The sequence below is a fragment of the Streptomyces sp. NPDC046939 genome, assembly GCF_040644575.1.
GTDB lineage: Bacteria > Actinomycetota > Actinomycetes > Streptomycetales > Streptomycetaceae > Streptomyces.
The window spans coordinates 200,471-215,339 of sequence record NZ_JBEYWV010000007.1 but is presented as its reverse complement, the minus strand read 5'-3'; the positions used below and the strand labels follow the sequence as shown (position 1 = coordinate 215,339).

15 protein-coding genes are annotated in these 14,869 nt (G+C 73.1%); 11 read left to right on the top strand and 4 right to left on the bottom strand.

Features of this window, described 5'->3' with window-relative positions; translation table 11 throughout:
• Window positions 1–59 precede the first annotated feature (59 nt).
• On the top strand, window positions 60–656 hold the full coding sequence (locus tag ABZ877_RS10470; protein ID WP_361067517.1) for a GPP34 family phosphoprotein: 597 nt from the start codon (window positions 60–62) through the stop codon (window positions 654–656).
• Here ABZ877_RS10470 and ABZ877_RS10465 read toward each other — a convergent pair.
• The 3 genes from ABZ877_RS10465 to ABZ877_RS10455 all read right to left on the bottom strand — a co-directional run bounded on the left by ABZ877_RS10465 (window position 653) and on the right by ABZ877_RS10455 (window position 4,959).
• Window positions 653–2,356, bottom strand: coding sequence for a methyltransferase (locus ABZ877_RS10465; protein WP_361067514.1), 1,704 nt, complete (start codon window positions 2,354–2,356; stop codon window positions 653–655). The genes ABZ877_RS10470 and ABZ877_RS10465 overlap by 4 nt on opposite strands.
• Before the next feature lie 53 nt (window positions 2,357–2,409).
• A complete protein-coding gene (locus ABZ877_RS10460; RefSeq protein ID WP_361067511.1) occupies window positions 2,410–3,636 on the bottom strand; it encodes a 4-hydroxybenzoate 3-monooxygenase in 1,227 nt (408 codons plus the stop codon).
• A 108-nt stretch (window positions 3,637–3,744) separates the two neighbouring features.
• Window positions 3,745–4,959: a CaiB/BaiF CoA-transferase family protein gene (locus ABZ877_RS10455; RefSeq protein ID WP_361067509.1), complete on the bottom strand. Its 1,215-nt coding sequence runs from the start codon at window positions 4,957–4,959 to the stop codon at window positions 3,745–3,747.
• 169 nt (window positions 4,960–5,128) lie between these two features.
• On the opposite strand from ABZ877_RS10455, the gene ABZ877_RS10450 reads away from it, so the two are divergent.
• From ABZ877_RS10450 to ABZ877_RS10405, 10 genes are all read left to right on the top strand, one after another.
• Window positions 5,129–6,034: a PP2C family protein-serine/threonine phosphatase gene (locus tag ABZ877_RS10450; protein WP_361067506.1), complete on the top strand. Its 906-nt coding sequence runs from the start codon at window positions 5,129–5,131 to the stop codon at window positions 6,032–6,034.
• A complete protein-coding gene (locus tag ABZ877_RS10445) occupies window positions 6,034–7,035 on the top strand; it encodes an MASE1 domain-containing protein (protein WP_361067503.1) in 1,002 nt (333 codons plus the stop codon). The genes ABZ877_RS10450 and ABZ877_RS10445 overlap by 1 nt, the downstream gene beginning before the upstream one ends.
• A 10-nt stretch (window positions 7,036–7,045) precedes the next feature.
• Window positions 7,046–7,396, top strand: coding sequence for a hypothetical protein (locus tag ABZ877_RS10440; protein WP_361067500.1), 351 nt, complete (start codon window positions 7,046–7,048; stop codon window positions 7,394–7,396).
• A gap of 162 nt (window positions 7,397–7,558) precedes the next feature.
• Window positions 7,559–9,211, top strand: a complete 1,653-nt coding sequence (locus ABZ877_RS10435) for an MFS transporter (RefSeq protein ID WP_361067497.1) — start codon at window positions 7,559–7,561, stop codon at window positions 9,209–9,211.
• Window positions 9,212–9,386: 175 nt separating this feature from the next.
• Complete coding sequence (locus ABZ877_RS10430) at window positions 9,387–9,872, top strand: MarR family winged helix-turn-helix transcriptional regulator (RefSeq protein ID WP_361067494.1); 486 nt, start codon at window positions 9,387–9,389, stop codon at window positions 9,870–9,872.
• A 202-nt stretch (window positions 9,873–10,074) separates the two neighbouring features.
• Window positions 10,075–11,112 (top strand): AvrD family protein, encoded by a 1,038-nt coding sequence (locus ABZ877_RS10425; RefSeq protein ID WP_361067491.1) that lies wholly within the window; start codon window positions 10,075–10,077, stop codon window positions 11,110–11,112.
• Window positions 11,113–11,258: 146 nt separating this feature from the next.
• The gene (locus ABZ877_RS10420) at window positions 11,259–11,864 is read left to right on the top strand and encodes a hypothetical protein (RefSeq protein WP_361067488.1); all 606 of its coding nucleotides are present in this window, start codon (window positions 11,259–11,261) and stop codon (window positions 11,862–11,864) included.
• Entirely contained in the window at window positions 11,861–12,025 is a 165-nt protein-coding gene (locus ABZ877_RS10415) for a hypothetical protein (protein ID WP_361067485.1), read from the top strand. The genes ABZ877_RS10420 and ABZ877_RS10415 overlap by 4 nt, the downstream gene beginning before the upstream one ends.
• Window positions 12,025–12,732, top strand: coding sequence for a 3-oxoacyl-ACP reductase FabG (gene fabG / locus ABZ877_RS10410; protein ID WP_361067483.1), 708 nt, complete (start codon window positions 12,025–12,027; stop codon window positions 12,730–12,732). Before ABZ877_RS10415 ends, fabG begins: the two co-directional genes overlap by 1 nt.
• A 75-nt stretch (window positions 12,733–12,807) precedes the next feature.
• On the top strand, window positions 12,808–13,620 hold the full coding sequence (locus tag ABZ877_RS10405; RefSeq protein ID WP_361067480.1) for an AAA family ATPase: 813 nt from the start codon (window positions 12,808–12,810) through the stop codon (window positions 13,618–13,620).
• Between the two features lie 56 nt (window positions 13,621–13,676).
• Here ABZ877_RS10405 and ABZ877_RS10400 read toward each other — a convergent pair whose 3' ends face one another.
• Window positions 13,677–14,807 carry an NADH:flavin oxidoreductase gene (locus ABZ877_RS10400; protein WP_361067478.1) on the bottom strand — a complete coding sequence of 377 codons (1,131 nt, stop codon included), beginning with the start codon at window positions 14,805–14,807 and terminating at the stop codon, window positions 13,677–13,679.
• Between the last annotated feature and the right edge of the window lie 62 nt (window positions 14,808–14,869).

Genomic DNA, 14,869 nt, shown 5'->3' with positions numbered 1-14,869 from the left:
CCCCGGCGGCCTACGCTGGCGCTCGCGTCCGTACTCGGCAACCGCACAAGGAGCAGCCCATGACCACCGCACGGGACCTCGCGATCGTCGCCCTGGGCGGGGCGTCCGGCCGGACGGTGGAGCAGGGGGAGCTGTCGCTCGCGCTCGCGGGCGCCGAGGTGCTCGACCTCGTCGCGGCGCGGGCCGTCACCGTCGAGGGCGACCGCCTCGTGCCCGGCGCCCCCTCGCTCACCGGCGACGGCCTCCTGGATGAGGCGGCCTCGGCGCTCGTGCGGGAGGAGCCGTACGAGTCGGCCGAGGACTGGCTGTGGCGCCGGGGGCGCGGGCTGTCCACGGCGTACACCGACGAGTTGGAGCGCGTCGGCCTCGCGGTCGCGCGGCGGGGCCGCCGCAGCCCGCTGCCGACGGGGCGCACGCAGCTGGTCGACTCGGCCGCCCGGCGCACGGCGGAGGAGCGCTGGGAGGCGGCCGAGCCCGTCCTCGCCGCGCTCGGCGCCGCCGCGGGGCTCCGCGACGAGCCGGCCGGGGAGCCGACCGATGAGACGCTGCTGACCGTCCTGGTCGCCGTCGGCACGGCGGTGCAGGAGTTGCAGGCCGTGCGCCAGCGCAGGGCCGTCGAGAACGCGGCGTTCGACAACATCTGGCGGGGACTCTAGGACGACACTCCCTCGCCGTCGCCGGACCCGCTTCTACGAGCGTGCAGGACGCGGGCGTCCAGGGGCAGCGGGCTGTGGTCGACGAGGGTGAGGCCCGCGTCGGCGAGGAGCCGGGCGTAGTGGTCGGCGGTGCGTTCGCGGCCGCCGACGTTGCACCGCATGTGCAGGTCCCAGGCCGGGGCCAGGGACGGGGAGCCGTCCGTGGGCAGCAGGCGTTCCACGATGAGCAGGTCGGCGCCCGCCGGCATGGCGCGGGCGATGTGGCGCAGGATGTCGCGGCACCGCGCGTCGTCCCAGTCGTGCAGGACCCGCGACAGCAGGTAGACGTCGGCGCCGGACGGGACGTCCGCGAAGTCGCCGGGCACGAACGTGCAGCGGGCGGCGTCCAGGCGGGTGCGGGCGGCCTCGATGACGTGGGGGCGTTCGAGGAGGACGGCGTCGAGGCCCGGGTGGGTGGCGAGGATGTGCGTGAGCAGCTCCCCGTTGCCGCCCGCGACGTCGACGACCGTCGCGCCGCCCGGCCCGCGCGCGGCGGCGGCGAGCACCGGGTGGGCGGGGAGCGGTGCGAACATGCGCCGGCTCGCCGCCATCGACCGGTCGAACAGCGCGGCCAGTTCGGGGTCGCGCGCGAAGTGGTCGAAGTGGTGGCGCCCGAAGACGTGCTCGAAGGCGACCTCGCCGGTGCGCACGGTGTGGGCCAGCGCGCCGAAGGACGTGTAGAACGGGCCGCCGTACATCTGGGCCAGCGCGCGCATGGACCCCGGGTCGTCCGCGCGCAGCAGCACGCCCAAGGGGGTCAGACGGAAACCGGCGGGGGGTTCGTCGGTGACGACGCCGAGCCCCGCGAGGTGGCGCAGGAGCACGGCCAGGGTGTCCGCGTCGGCGCCGACCGCGCGCGCCAGCGCCTCGGCGTCCACGGCCCGCTCGGTCTCCATGGCGTCCGGCACGCGCAACTCGGCGAACACGGCCAGCGCCTGCGTCGTCCAGGCGCCGGTGAGCAGGCGAAGGAGCGTCTCCGCGGGCTGACCGGTGCGGAACGCGTCGAGGTGCGCGCCGAGCTGGTCGCGGTGGTCGCCCGGCGCGTACAGCTCGATGCGGCGGTGGTCGGCCTTCGCGTCGGCGGGGGCGGTGAAGTAGAACACCGTGCCGTTCTCGTGCGGGTTGTAGCCGCCGCCGTCCGGCTCGGCGCCGTGGCGGGCGAACGACGCGCGCAGACCGCGCAGGATCAGCGGATCGGGCGCGACGACCTCGAAGGCGACGTGCGCCTCCTCCTGGCGGGCGCGCTCCCGCTCGGCGACGGGCGTCAGATCGGAGCCGGGCGGCACGGTGAGCGTGAACACCTCGACCGTACGGGGGCGTCCGTCGCGCCCCCGCACCGCCGGGCGCAGGATGCGCACGTCCAGATCGGCGGCGGCGCGGTGGTGGCGCAGCGCGAGCCGGTCCCGTACGACGACGCTCGGCCGCGGCGGCGCGCCGGGCGGCAGTCCGCACGCGGCCAGGGTCGCGTCAAGGGCCCGCGCGTCCGGCGGGAAGACGAGCAGCGCGGCGTGCGCGAAGCGGCAGCGCTCGACGAGCGCGCGCAGCTCCGGTCCGTCGAGCCCGGGCAGCAGGAGCGGCAGGAGGGTCTCGCTGTCCTGCGCGGAGACGAAGTCGACCGTCGCGCGCAGGCGCGACGTGTCGTCCGACAACGCCGTGATCATTACGGGCGGTTCCTCATTCTGTGGGGTGGGTGACGCGGGTGCGCGGGGCCGGGTCAGACGCCGACGTAGCGTTCGGCGAACCAGTCCTGCTGGCTGCGTGAGGTGCGCAGCGCGGTCATCCGGGCGCGCCGCAGGCGGTCGTGGAACGGCGCCTCGTGATCGGTGCCGGGCGATCTGTGCAGGAGCTCGATCAGCCAGTGCGAGAACTCCTGGGCGGGCCAGACCCGGGTGAGACAGCGCGCGGAGTAGGCGTCGAGCCCGGTCGGGTCCCCGCCGGTGAGCGCGTCGGTCAGGGCGAGCGCGAGGAGTTCGGCCTCCAGGACGGCGAGGTTGGCGCCCTTGGCGGCGGACGGGCTGATCAGCCCGGCGGCGTCGCCCGCGAGGAACAGGGCGCCGTGGCGCAGCGGTTCGAGGACGTCGGACTCGAAGTCGACGAGGTCGCGCTGGACGATGCGGCCGCGCCGCAGCGGCCCGTACTCCTCGGCGCGCATCCGCAGGTCCAGCTCGTCCCAGATCCGGTCCTCGGACCAGGCGCCGGGCGGGGTGCCGCGCTCGCACTGCAGGTAGTAGCGGGTGATGTCGCTGGTGCGGGCCATGTGTCCGGCGAACCCGCGCGCGTGCACGGCGTAGCCGACGGCGTCCATGCTGGGCGGCGCCTCGGCGAGCAGCCCGAGCCAGGTCACGTGGTGGTCGCGGCGGTAGTGGCGGACCGCGCCCTCGGGCAGGGAGCGGCGCGCGGCCCCGTGCCGGCCGTCGCACCCGGCGACATAGCGTCCCCGCCACCGCCCGGGGCGGCCGTCCGGGGCGCGCACGCTCACCGACGGCGTGTCGCTGTCGGCGTCGTGCACGGCGAGCGCCTCGGTCTCGTAGCGGACCCGGCCCCCGGCCTTCACGTAGTACGTCAACAGGTCGCTGACGAGCGCTTGTTGCGGATAGACGGTGTGCCGCTCGCCGAGGCCGAGCGCGCTGTAGTCCAGGCGGAAGCGGCCGTCGTCGGTGCGGAACTCGCAGACGCTGTGCGTCCGGCCGTGCCGGTGCAGCCCGTCGGAGAGGCCGTGGCGGTCCAGGATCCGTACGGTGTTCGCGGCCAGGAAACCGGCGCGGGCCCGGGTCCGGACGCGGTCGGGGGTGGCGCGCTCCAGGACGACGCAGTCGATGCCGCGCGCCTGGAGCAGGTTGGCGACGACGAGTCCGGCCGGACCGGCGCCGAGGACGATGACGTCCGCCGACTCGGCGGCGGCGGTGGTGTGGTGACGCGAAGTGTGTGGACGTGAAGTCACGCAGCGGAGCTTATGCACTGAAAACGCGCGTACTCATGCCAAGTCACCTGAACGTACGCACAGTATCCGCAAAGCGTCCAGGACCCCGCTACACGAACGGAGGTGGCGTCAGTGGTCCCGCGCCGGAAGCTCGATGACGCCCTGCGCCCGCAGCCGCTCGATGGCGCCGGCGTCGCGCCCCAGGGCGGTGAGTATCGCCTCCGTGTGCTGCCCGGCGACCGGCACCGGGTCCATGCGCGGGGCCACCCCCGACAGGTCCGCGGGCGGCAGGAGCGCCTGTACGGGGCCGGGGGCGCCCGGCACCTCGATGTCGCGCCAGCGGTCGCGTGCGGCGAGCGAGGGGTGGGCGAGGAACTCGGCGACCGAGTTCACGCCCGCGTTGGCGATGCCCGCCTCGTCCAGGAGGGCCATGGCGTCCTCGCTGCCGAGTGCGGCGAAGCGGGCCGCGACGGCGGCGTCGACCTCCTCGCGGTGGGCGACGCGGGCGGCGCCGGTGGCGAAGCGGGGGTCGTCGGCGAGTTCCGGGCGGTCCAGGACGACGGCGCACAGGGCCCGCCACTCCCGCTCGTTCTGGATGGACAGCAGGACGTCCTTGCCGTCGGCGGCGGTGAACGGTCCGTACGGGGCGATCGTGGCGTGCCGGGCGCCGACGCGGGGCGGCTGGGTGCCGCCGTAGCGGGTGTAGTAGGCGGGCTGGCCCATCCACTCGGCCAGCGCCTCGAACAAGGAGACCTCGACGGTCGGCGCGCGGCCGGTCGTCGCCCGCGTGTAGAGGGCGGTGAGGATGCCGCTGTAGGCGTACATCCCGGCGGCGATGTCGGCGACCGAGATCCCCGCGCGGGCCGGTTCCTCGGGCGACCCGGTGAGGGAGAGCAGGCCCGTCTGGCACTGCACGAGCAGGTCGTACGCCTTGCGGTGGGCCCAGGGTCCAGTGGTGCCGTAGCCGCTGATCGTGCAGGTGATCAGGCGCGGGTGGCGGGCCTGGAGCGCGGCCGCCCCCAGACCCAGGCGGTCGGCGGCGCCCGGCGCGAGGTTCTGCACGAAGATGTCGGCGCCCGCGAGCAGCTCCTCCAGGACGTCCCGCCCCGCCGCGGACTTCACGTCCAGGGTCAGGGACTCCTTGGACCGGTTCAGCCACACGAAATAACTGGCCTGACCGTGCACGGTGCCGTCATAGCGCCGGGCGAAGTCGCCGCCGCCGGGCCGCTCGACCTTGACGACCCGCGCCCCGAGATCGGCGAGCTGCCGCGTGGCGAACGGCGCGGCGACGGCCTGCTCAAGACTGACGACGGTGACTCCGTCAAGGGGAAGCGGATGACTCACGTGGGTGCCTTTCCGGGGTGCCCTGCGCGGGACGGGCGGGGCCCCGCGTCGGTCCCTTGTACGGGTTCGGGGCGGCCCCGTACAAGGGGGCTCGGCCCCTCGCCCGAGATGCGGGGGTCGCTCCGTGCGGGCACAGTAGGTGGGGGTCTTCGTGGAGCGGGGGCGAGCTGTGTTCCGTAGCGGGTCCGCCGAAGACGGTGAGGAGTTGTTGGCCAAGCTCGGCGCGCTCACCGCTCGCGCGCGTGAGCTGGCGCAGATGCAGCGCTCCCGGGTCGAACTGGCGGTGGCGTTGCAGCACGGCATGCTGCCCCGGGATCTTCCGCAACCGCCGGGGGTGTGCTTGGCCGTCGGCTACATGCCCGCCAACCGGGGGCTCAACGTCGGCGGCGACTGGTACGACGCCTTCACCATGGCCGACGGCCGCATCGGCCTGTCCATCGGGGACGTGCAGGGGCACAACATCAGGGCCGCCGCGTTCATGGGCCAGGTCCGCGTCGGTCTGCGCGCCCTCGCCTCCGTCACCGGGGACCCGGGGGAACTGCTCGGCCGCACCAATGACCTGCTGCTCGCCCTGGACGCGGATCTCTTCACGACCTGCACGTTCCTGCGGCTCGACCCGGCCACCGGCACCCTGGAGTGCGCCCGCGCCGGACACATCCCGCACATCTGGGCCACGGCCGACGGCCGCTCCGGCGTCGACGACGGCGAGGGCGGGCCGCCGCTCGGCGTGCTGCCCGGCGCCTCCTACCCCGTGACCCGGCACCGCCTCGACACGGGTGGCGTAGTCGTCCTGCCGACCGACGGCGTGGTCGAGGGCCCGTCGCTCGACCTGGACGACGGGCTCGCACAGGTACGCCGGCTCGCCGAGGTGACCGCCGCCGCGGGCCTGGGCGTGGACACCCTGGTCAGCGGCGTGATGAAGCTGGCGGACTCGGTGGGGCACGAGGACGACGCCGCCGTCCTCGTCGTGGGCCACGACGGCGACCCGGCGTGGCAACGCCCGGCCGGGGCCCGGGGCCCGAGCGGACACGGCCGGGGGCGTCCACATGGCCGAGCGGGCCCCGCCGGTGTCTGATGGCTGCTGTGTTGGTCTTACGGCGGTCCCCCCGGCCGGCCCTGGAGACGGTCGCGAAGGTGCTGGCCGTGGCCGCCTGCTACTACGTGGCCGGGCGCCTCGGCCTCCTTGGCCGGCTCGTCGTGGAGGGCGCGGTCGTCACGCCCGTCTGGCCACCGACGGGCGTCGCCGTCGCCGCCCTCCTCCTGTTCGGCGTACGGGTCTGGCCGGGCATCGCCCTCGGCTCCTTCCTCGTCATCCTGACCCTGACCGCGCCGCAGCTCACGACGGTGCTGACCGTGGCGGGCAACACGGCCGCGCCGCTCCTGTCGTACGTGCTGCTGCGCAGGGTCGGCTTCCGGCTGGACGTCTCCCGCCTGCGGGACGGGCTCAACCTGGTCTTCCTCGGCGGGCTCGGCGCCATGCTCGTCAGCGCGACGATGGGCGTCGCCCCGCAGGTGTGGACGGGCAGCCTGGAGTCGGGACGGTTCTGGACGGTGTGGCTGGCGTGGTGGGTCGGCGACGCCATGGGCGTCCTGGTCGTCACCCCGCTTCTGCTCGTGCTGTTCCTGGGAGCGGCACGCCGGTTCCCGCGCCGCCACTGGCCGGAGGCGGTGTGTCTCGCGCTCGCCACGCTGGGGCTCGTACCGCTGGAGGTGCTGAGCCGGATGAGCCTGCTCTTCCTGGTCTTCCCGCTGCTGATCTGGGCCGCGCTCCGCTTCGAGCTCGCCGGGAGCATGCTGTGCGCCCTGGCCGCCTCGGTGGCCACGACGTACGCGGCGAACACGCGGCAAGGCGCCTTCAGCGGTCTGACCGGCGTCGAGATCATGGTCAAGCTCCAGGCGTTCAACGGGGCCACCGCGCTGACCGCGCTGCTGCTCTCCACCGTCGTCGCCGAGCAGCGCGCCACGCGCCGCTCGGTGCAGCGGGCGTGCAGGGAGCTGGCCGAGGTCCTGGAGCACCTCGCCGCGGGGGAGGACCCGACGGAACCCTCCGACAAGGCGCCGCCCGACACCGGATAACGTGGGGCGGATGCCTCTCGTCGACATCACCCACGCCCCCACCGTGCCCGAGCACCACCTGCGCCACCTCGGCTCGGTCCTGCCGCATCTCGTGTCCCTCGCCGTGGAGTGCCCCGAGGAGCCGTACGACGGCGATCTGCAACCCGGTGACGTCGAGATCCGCTTCCGGGCCCTCGGCCCCCTCGACCGCTGCGGCCTGCCCGTGGTGATCGAGATCAAGTCGAAGTGGACCCCGACCAGGGAGGCCGACCGGCAGGAGCGTGTGGACACCCTGCACGACGCCATCCGCGCGGCGACCGGCCTGACCGACTTCGGCGTCTATCTGTCCCTGCCGGTCGCCGCCTGGTCCCAGGGGGACTGAGCCGGGGCCGAGCCCCCTTCCGTCCGTTTTCGGACGGATCATGGCCGAGACGCACGGCCTCCGTTGACAGACCCCCAGGGGATTCATAGCTTCTCGGATCGTTGGTAATTTCGATGATTCAGATTCTTGATCATCCTTGATCTTGAGGATTTCGGGGGAACGATGTCCGGACGAACGACGCCGACCAGCGGGCGGGGGTGGACCCTGGCCGTCGTGTGCGTGGCCACGTTCATGCTGCTGCTCGATCTGACGGTGGTGAACGTGGCGCTGCCCGACATCAGGGACGCGTTCGACGCGAGCTTCACCTCGCTGCAGTGGGTGCTCGACGCCTACGCCCTCGGGCTCGCCGCGGTGCTCCTGACGGCCGGATCGCTGGCGGACCGCCTGGGGCGCAAGCGCGTCTTCAACGTGGGCTTCGTCGTGTTCGTCCTCGCCTCGCTCGCCTGCGGCCTCGCGGGCGACGTGGTCGTGCTCTCCGTGGCCCGCGGGATCCAGGGCCTCGGCGGAGCGGTGCTCTTCGCCGTCGGCCCCGCGCTCATCGGGCAGGAGTTCCGGGGCAAGGACCGCGGCAAGGCGTTCGGGATCTTCGGCGGTGTGGCCGGTCTGTCCATCGCCTTCGGGCCGCTCGTCGGCGGCGCCCTGACCGACGGCCTGAGCTGGCGCTGGATCTTCCTGGTGAACGTCCCGGTCGGCCTGCTCGCCCTCGCCGTGAGCGGGCTGCGGATGCGTGAGTCCCGCGACGAGTCGGCCCCGGCCGTCGACTGGTGGGGCCAGGCGCTCTTCACCGGCGCGCTGACCCTGCTCGTCCTCGGCCTGCTGCGGGGCGAGGCGGAGGGCTGGGGCAGCGCGCCCATCCTCGCCATGTTCGCGGGCGCCGCCGTCCTGCTCACGGTCTTCGGCCTGGTGGAGCGGCGCCTCGGTGAACGCGCCATGTTCCAGCTCTCGTTGTTCAGGAACAGGACCTTCAACGGCGTCTCGGTGGTGACGCTGCTGTGCTCCGCCGCCACCATGTCGGCGATCTTCCTCCTGGTGTCGTACGTGCAGAACGTCCTGGCGTTCTCGCCGTGGGAGACGGGGCTGCGGTTCCTGCCGCTGACCGGCACCCTGTTCGTGGCCGCGGCGATCTCCGGATCGCTGACCACGCGCGTGCCGCAGCGGCTGCTCATGGGGGCCTCCCTCGCGCTCATCGCGGTCGGCCTCGGCCTCGTGGCCCTCACCGGTCCCGACACCGCCTGGACCGCGCTGCTGCCGAGCATGTTCGGCATCGGCCTCGGCATGGGTCTGTTCAACCCGCCGCGCGCGTCGCTGTCCATCGCCGTGGTCGAGCCGTCCAAGGCGGGCATGGCCTCCGGCATCAACGAGACGTTCCAGCAGGTCGGTGTGGCCATCGGCATCGCCGGGTTCGGCGCGGCGTTCCAGAGCCGGGTCACCGACCTGTTCGCCCAGTCCGACGCCGGACACCGACTCGGCTCGTCCGCGCACGAGTTCGGCGAGGCGGTGGCGGCGGGCGGCGGCGCGGAGGCCGTCGGCCGCGCGCCCTCGGCGCTCGCCCCCGCCCTCGAGTCGGCGGCGCGCACCGCGTTCGTGGACGGCCTGACCGACGTCATGTTCGTCTGCGCGGCCGTCGCCGTCGTCGGCTCGCTCGTCGGCTTCCTCTTCATCCGCACCCGCGACCTGCACGAGAGCGCCATCGGCGAGCCCGCGCCCGCCGAGGAGCACGAGACCGATGAGGCCCCGGCGGTGGTGGGGGCCGCCGCCGGAGAGCCGCCGGCCGCCGCGACCGTGGCGGCCGTACGCGCCGGGGGAGAGCGGTAAGGGGCTCCGGACGCGCTGTCTGGCGGTGGCACCGGCCTTCTGGCCCGGGGCCACCGCCAGTACGCTTTGCGGGACCGACGATCGGCACACCGGACGTTCGGCACCGACGACGCTCAGCGCCGCGGCCACCGCACACGACAGCACACGACCGCGTACGACAAGGGGGAACGGCCCGATGACACAGGCGACGCCCGCCCCGGCGCAGACCGCCGGCCTCGACTTCCCTCTCGTCCGCAGAACCGGCTACCTGCTCCACAAGGCCGGGTCGATCCTGATGGAGGACGCGGAGCGCGCCCTCGCGGAACAGGGCATGCGGATGCGGTACTTCTACGTGCTGGCCGCCCTGGAGAGCGACCTGACCCTGTCCCAGCAGGATCTCAGCAGGCTGTTCCACCTCGACCCCACCACCATGGTCGCCCTCATCGACGAGATGGAGCGGGCGGGCCACGTGGAGCGGCGGCGCAACCCCGCCGACCGCCGGCGCTACATCCTGCGGCTCACCGACGACGGCCGTACGGCGCTCGCGCGCGCGGGTCGCGCCGTGGACGCCGTGGAGCGGGACTTCCTCCAGGCCGTGCCCGCCGAGGACCGCGAGAAGCTGCAGGCGCTCCTCGGGAGCCTGCTCGCCGACCGCTGGCCCCGCGTGATCGCCTGCGAGTGAATCCTGTCCATGTCAATTCGGCCCGCCGACTTTGGTAAAAGTGGAACTGGAATTGATTAATCCCTTCTTGAGCATTACTTAGGGTTGATCTGTGGAGGCTGTCACACCTCCTTCCTCGAAACGCTTCCCGCGCGGTTCTCCGTGTTAGTCTCTTTTTCGTCCGGGCCGTGCGGTCCGGACACGGGGGAAGGTTTGACGGGGAATGGACTGCATAAAGAACGGCAAGAAAAACAAAGAACTCTTCTACGGATCTCTCGACAGCTGCCTCGGGCCCGGCAGCGCCCGCTTCTTCGGAAGCGGGTACAAGCGCGTCACCCAGACGCTCAGGGACATCTCCACCGACGGCAGCGCCCGGCCGGGCGCGCGCGTCACCGCCCGCGGCACCCTCACGTACCCGCGTGACTGGTCCCGCAAGACCGGCAGCGGCGATCTGCGCCCGCACCTGAGCAGCATCGACGCCCTGGTCCTCGCCGCCAGTCTGGCGGAGGCGCACCTCGCCCGCTCCTTCGGCCTCGACGCCGCGCAGCGCCGCCGCGTCTGGCTGCGCCACGCCGACGTACGGGCCGGCAGCAGCCCGCACGAGGAGCTCGCGGACTTTCCCGTCCGGGGCGAGCTCATCGACGTAGCGGGCGTGGACGGCGAGGAGTCCGTGCTGGCCAGCACGTTCGAGTGCCGGGTCGGACGGCTGAAGGTGCGCTGCACGCTCGTGCACGAGCAGGGCGCGGGGTCCGCCGGGCCCGCTGTCTACGCGGACGCGGAGCAGGCGCTCGGACCTGCGGGGACGCGCCATTACGGGGCGGGCTACAAGCAGCACGAGCAGTACGGCGAGCAGGTCCGGGTCGATCTGGAGCGCCAGCGCGTTCGTGTCCTGCAGCGCGTCGTCGGCCCGGACGCGGACGCGCCCGCGTCGACCCACGGCGCCGAAGCGGCCTACGGGCCCTCGGTCTCCCTGGTCGACGCGCTGGTGGGCGTCGCCCAGCTCGCCCAGATCCTGCTGTACGCCCAGGACGGCCTGGACCGCGGCGACAGCGACACCCTGTGGATGCGGCGCTTCGTCATCAGCGCGCGCACGCCCGTGCGCCCCCTGGGGCGCGGCTTCGTCCCGACCGTGTCGACCGAGGGCAGCAGGATCCTGTCCATGGGCGACGCTCGCTGGCGCACCGCCGAACTGGCGGTCGACGACTTCGCGGGGATCGGCGGCCGCTGCTGGCTGGCCCACCGCCTGCCCGCCGCCGCGTAAGCGACGACACACACGGTTTCCGGCGCATTCATCGAACGGAAACAATGGCCCGTCCGTATCACCGAACGGCGCAACAATTCTGCGTTGTCTTCGACGCGTGTGCGTTCACGGGAAGCAATAAAAAAGCAACGGGGGAAATTTTCGTCATGCGTTTCACACCCACGCTCCGATTAGGAGACGTGCTCGTCGTCCTCGAAGGGCCGGCCCGCATGCTCTGGGACGAGCCCGCGGCCGTGCCCGGAGAAAGGGCCTGGACACCGAAAGGGCTGTGGCCCGACGCGACGCAGCACGCCGAGGTCCGCGCGCACCTGGGCGGCGGACGCCCTCTGCTCGTCCTCCTCGACGAGGCCCGCAGCCGCGTCCCCCTCCTGCGCGAGGAGTGGCAGGCCGCGTCCCGCCGGCTGACCCGCGAACTGGCGGGCGTCCGCTGCGAGAACCTCACCCACGACACGGACGAACTCGTCGAGGTCAGGCTGCCGTTCCTGGACTGGCTGCCACAGCCCCACCGCGAGCGCGCCCGGCGCTTCCTCGCCGAGAGCGACGCCGTCCTGTCCCGCACGCCCAAGGCGCTCCTGCCGCCGCTGCTCGCCGAGGAGCCGGTCGACGGGGCGGTGCCCAACCCGCGCTTCGCGCGCCGGCTCCAGCCGCACACGCTCAACGCCGACCGGTTCGCGGCCGCCGTGCACCACCTGTTCGCCGACGCACCACTGCGGCCGTGCACCGCCGAGATGGTCTGCGGAGGTGCCCGGTGAAACAGCCACAGCACCGCGACGAAGCACCGGCCGACGCGCTCGACGCCCTCAGCAGGCACGGGCTCGGCCGCCTGCTCGCCGCGACCGCCGCCCGCAACCTGGCGCACACCGGCCGCCGCCCGCACGCGAGCGGCGCCCGCCCGGCCCCGAGGAGCCGGTGATGGGGCGCTCGGTCCTGGTCACCGGCGGCAACCGCGGCATCGGGCTCGCCGTCGCGACCGCGCTCGCGGCCGACGGCGACCGGGTCGCCGTCACCCACCGCGACAGCGGCCCGCCCGACGAGCGACTGCTCGGCGTGCACGCGGAGATGACCGACCCGGCGAGCATCGACGCGGCCTTCGCGAAGGCGGAGGCCGCGCACGGGCCCGTCGAGGTGCTCGTCGTCAACGCGGGCATCACCCGGGACGGCCTGGTCCTGCGCATGGAGGAGCGGGACTTCACGGACGTCGTCGACGTCAACCTGCACGGCGCCTTCCGCACGGTGCGCCGCGCGGTGCGCGGCATGATGCGCGCCCGCTGGGGCCGGATCGTGCTGATCTCGTCCATGACGTACGCGTACGGGGCGCCGGGCCAGGTCAACTACGCGGCGGCGAAGGCCGGGATGCTCGGCATGGCCCGCTCCCTCGCCTGGGAGCTGGGCCCGCGCAACATCACGGTCAACGTCGTCTCCCCCGGCCTCATCGACACCGACATGAGCCGCGAGATCACCGACCAGCGCCGCGAACACCTGCTCTCCATCACGCCGTTGGGGCGCACCGGTGAGCCGGAGGACATCGCCGCCGCCGTCCGCTATCTGACGGGGGAGTCGGGCCGCTTCGTCACCGGGGCGGTGCTCCCGGTCAGCGGCGGTCTGGGCCTCGGCGGCTGAGCACCGCACCACCACCCACACACGTAGTCACACCCCGGCACGGCCGGGACACACACGACGGGAAGAGAACCCATCATGGGGAACACCAGCACGGCCACCGCCACCCCCGCACCCACCACCCGGGGGCGCGGTCTGCACCTGGCGATCTCGGGCACGTACTCCAGCGGCAAGAGCACCACGGCCGAGACGCTGTCGATGGCGACGGGCATCCCCCGCACCCACGCGATGACCGCGCGGGAGATCCTCATGGACATCGTCCCGGGCAAGCAGCTCCAGGAGCTCAACGCCATGGAGCTGACCATGCTCGGCCTGCGCCGCCTGGAGGAGCGCATCCACAACGAGGCGGGCGAGGGGGCGTTCATCTCCGACGGCTCCGTCATCCACGAGTGGATCTACGGCGAGGCCCGGATGCGGATCGGCATCAACCCCGGCGCCAACCTGCTGCTGCGCACCGTGAAGAACGTCGCCGGGCTGCCGGTGAAGCGGTTCTACCGCCAGTACATGGACGCGTACGGCGCCGTCGCCAAGGCGCGCGCCAAGCGGATCTACGACGCCTACGTGCATCTGCCGGTCGAGTTCGAGATGAAGGCGGACGGCCACCGGCCGGTCTCCGAGCCGTTCCGCAGGATGTCCGACGAGCTGCTGATCGAGACCCTGGAGGAGCTGGAGATCCCGTACCACGTGGTCCGCGGCAGCGTCCGGGAGCGGATCGAGCAGATCGTCGACATCTTCGACCTGCCGCTGGTGATGGAGCTGGACGAGGCGATCGAGCGGGCGGGCGCGAAGGTGACCGAGTCGATCCGGGTCGTGGAGCGGGACGCGCGGTACCACGAGGCGCAGCGCGCGAAGTCGCTGCGGCGGCGGGTCGCGTACGCGATGCGGTTCTGACCGGGCTGTCCGGCGGATGCCGGTGGGCGCCCCGTGTCGCCCACCGGCGGCACCGGCTAGCTCAGGGTCTTGAGCGCCGCGACGTCGTACGGCTTCAGCTCGTCGAAGCGGCCCGCGAGGACCTTCGCCGCCCACTCGGGGTCCTGGAGCAGGGCGCGGCCCACGGCGACCATGTCGAACTCATCGCGCTCCAGGCGGTCGAGGAGGTCGTCGATCCCCTTGGTCCGGGAGTTCTCGCCCGCGAAGGCGGCGATGAAGTCGCCGTCGAGACCGACGGAGCCGACCGTGATGGCGGGCTTGCCGGTGAGCTTCTTCGTCCAGCCGGCGAGGTTGAGGTCGCTGCCGTCGAACTCCGGGACCCAGTAGCGGCGCGTCGAGGCGTGGAAGGCGTCGACACCGGCGGCGGCGAGCGGGGTCAGGATCGCCTCCAGCTCCTCCGGGGTCTCGGCGAGCCGGGCGTCGTAGGCGTCCTGCTTCCACTGCGAGTACCGGAAGATGACGGGGAAGTCGGCGGAGACCTTCTCCCGGATCGCGGCGACGATCTCCGCGGCGAACTTGGTGCGGGCCACCGGGTCGCCGCCGTAGGCGTCGGTGCGGCGGTTCGTGCCGGCCCACAGGAACTGGTCGAGCAGGTAGCCGTGGGCGCCGTGCACCTCGACGCCGTCCATGCCGATGCGCTCGGCGTCCCCGGCGGCCTGCGCGAAGGCGTTGACGACGTCGTCCACGTCGGACTGGGTCATCGCCTTGCCGCCCTCGCCCTCGGTGCCGTCGGGCCGCAGCCCGGAGGGGCCGACCGGCGGGGCGTCCGCGAAGGGCGGCCGGCCCGCCTTGCGCACCATGCCGATGTGCCAGAGCTGCGGCACGATCGCGCCGCCCGCCGCGTGCACGTCCTCGGCGACCTTCGCCCAGCCCGCCAACTGCTCCTCGCCGTGGAAGCGCGGCACCCGGTCGCTCTCGCCCGCCGAGGGGTGACCGACGTAGGTGCCCTCGGTGATGATCAGGCCCACTCCGGCCGCGGCGCGCCGGGAGTAGTACGAGCGCACATCCTCGCCGGGCACACCGCCCGGGGAGAACATGCGGGTCATCGGCGCCATCGCGATGCGGTTGCGGACGGTCAGACCGTTCAGCGCGAAGGGGCGGGACAGGGTTTCGGCGGCACGGGACGCTGACGACGCGGTGTCGGTCACGGGGGGTTCCTCCTGGGTACCAGTCGGTATGTGCACATGCATTGGATACGTACTCGCGTGCC

What these genes read in the sequence shown, in the direction of transcription:
- ABZ877_RS10470 (WP_361067517.1), top strand. Translation starts at nt 60, where the DNA reads ATGACCACCGCACGGGACCTCGCGATCGTCGCCCTGGGCGGGGCGTCC.
- ABZ877_RS10465 (WP_361067514.1), bottom strand. Translation starts at nt 2,356, where the DNA reads ATGATCACGGCGTTGTCGGACGACACGTCGCGCCTGCGCGCGACGGTC.
- ABZ877_RS10445 (WP_361067503.1), top strand. Translation starts at nt 6,034, where the DNA reads ATGGCTGCTGTGTTGGTCTTACGGCGGTCCCCCCGGCCGGCCCTGGAG.
- ABZ877_RS10440 (WP_361067500.1), top strand. Translation starts at nt 7,046, where the DNA reads ATGCCTCTCGTCGACATCACCCACGCCCCCACCGTGCCCGAGCACCAC.
- ABZ877_RS10435 (WP_361067497.1), top strand. Translation starts at nt 7,559, where the DNA reads ATGTCCGGACGAACGACGCCGACCAGCGGGCGGGGGTGGACCCTGGCC.
- ABZ877_RS10430 (WP_361067494.1), top strand. Translation starts at nt 9,387, where the DNA reads ATGACACAGGCGACGCCCGCCCCGGCGCAGACCGCCGGCCTCGACTTC.
- ABZ877_RS10425 (WP_361067491.1), top strand. Translation starts at nt 10,075, where the DNA reads ATGGACTGCATAAAGAACGGCAAGAAAAACAAAGAACTCTTCTACGGA.
- ABZ877_RS10420 (WP_361067488.1), top strand. Translation starts at nt 11,259, where the DNA reads ATGCGTTTCACACCCACGCTCCGATTAGGAGACGTGCTCGTCGTCCTC.
- fabG (WP_361067483.1), top strand. Translation starts at nt 12,025, where the DNA reads ATGGGGCGCTCGGTCCTGGTCACCGGCGGCAACCGCGGCATCGGGCTC.
- ABZ877_RS10405 (WP_361067480.1), top strand. Translation starts at nt 12,808, where the DNA reads ATGGGGAACACCAGCACGGCCACCGCCACCCCCGCACCCACCACCCGG.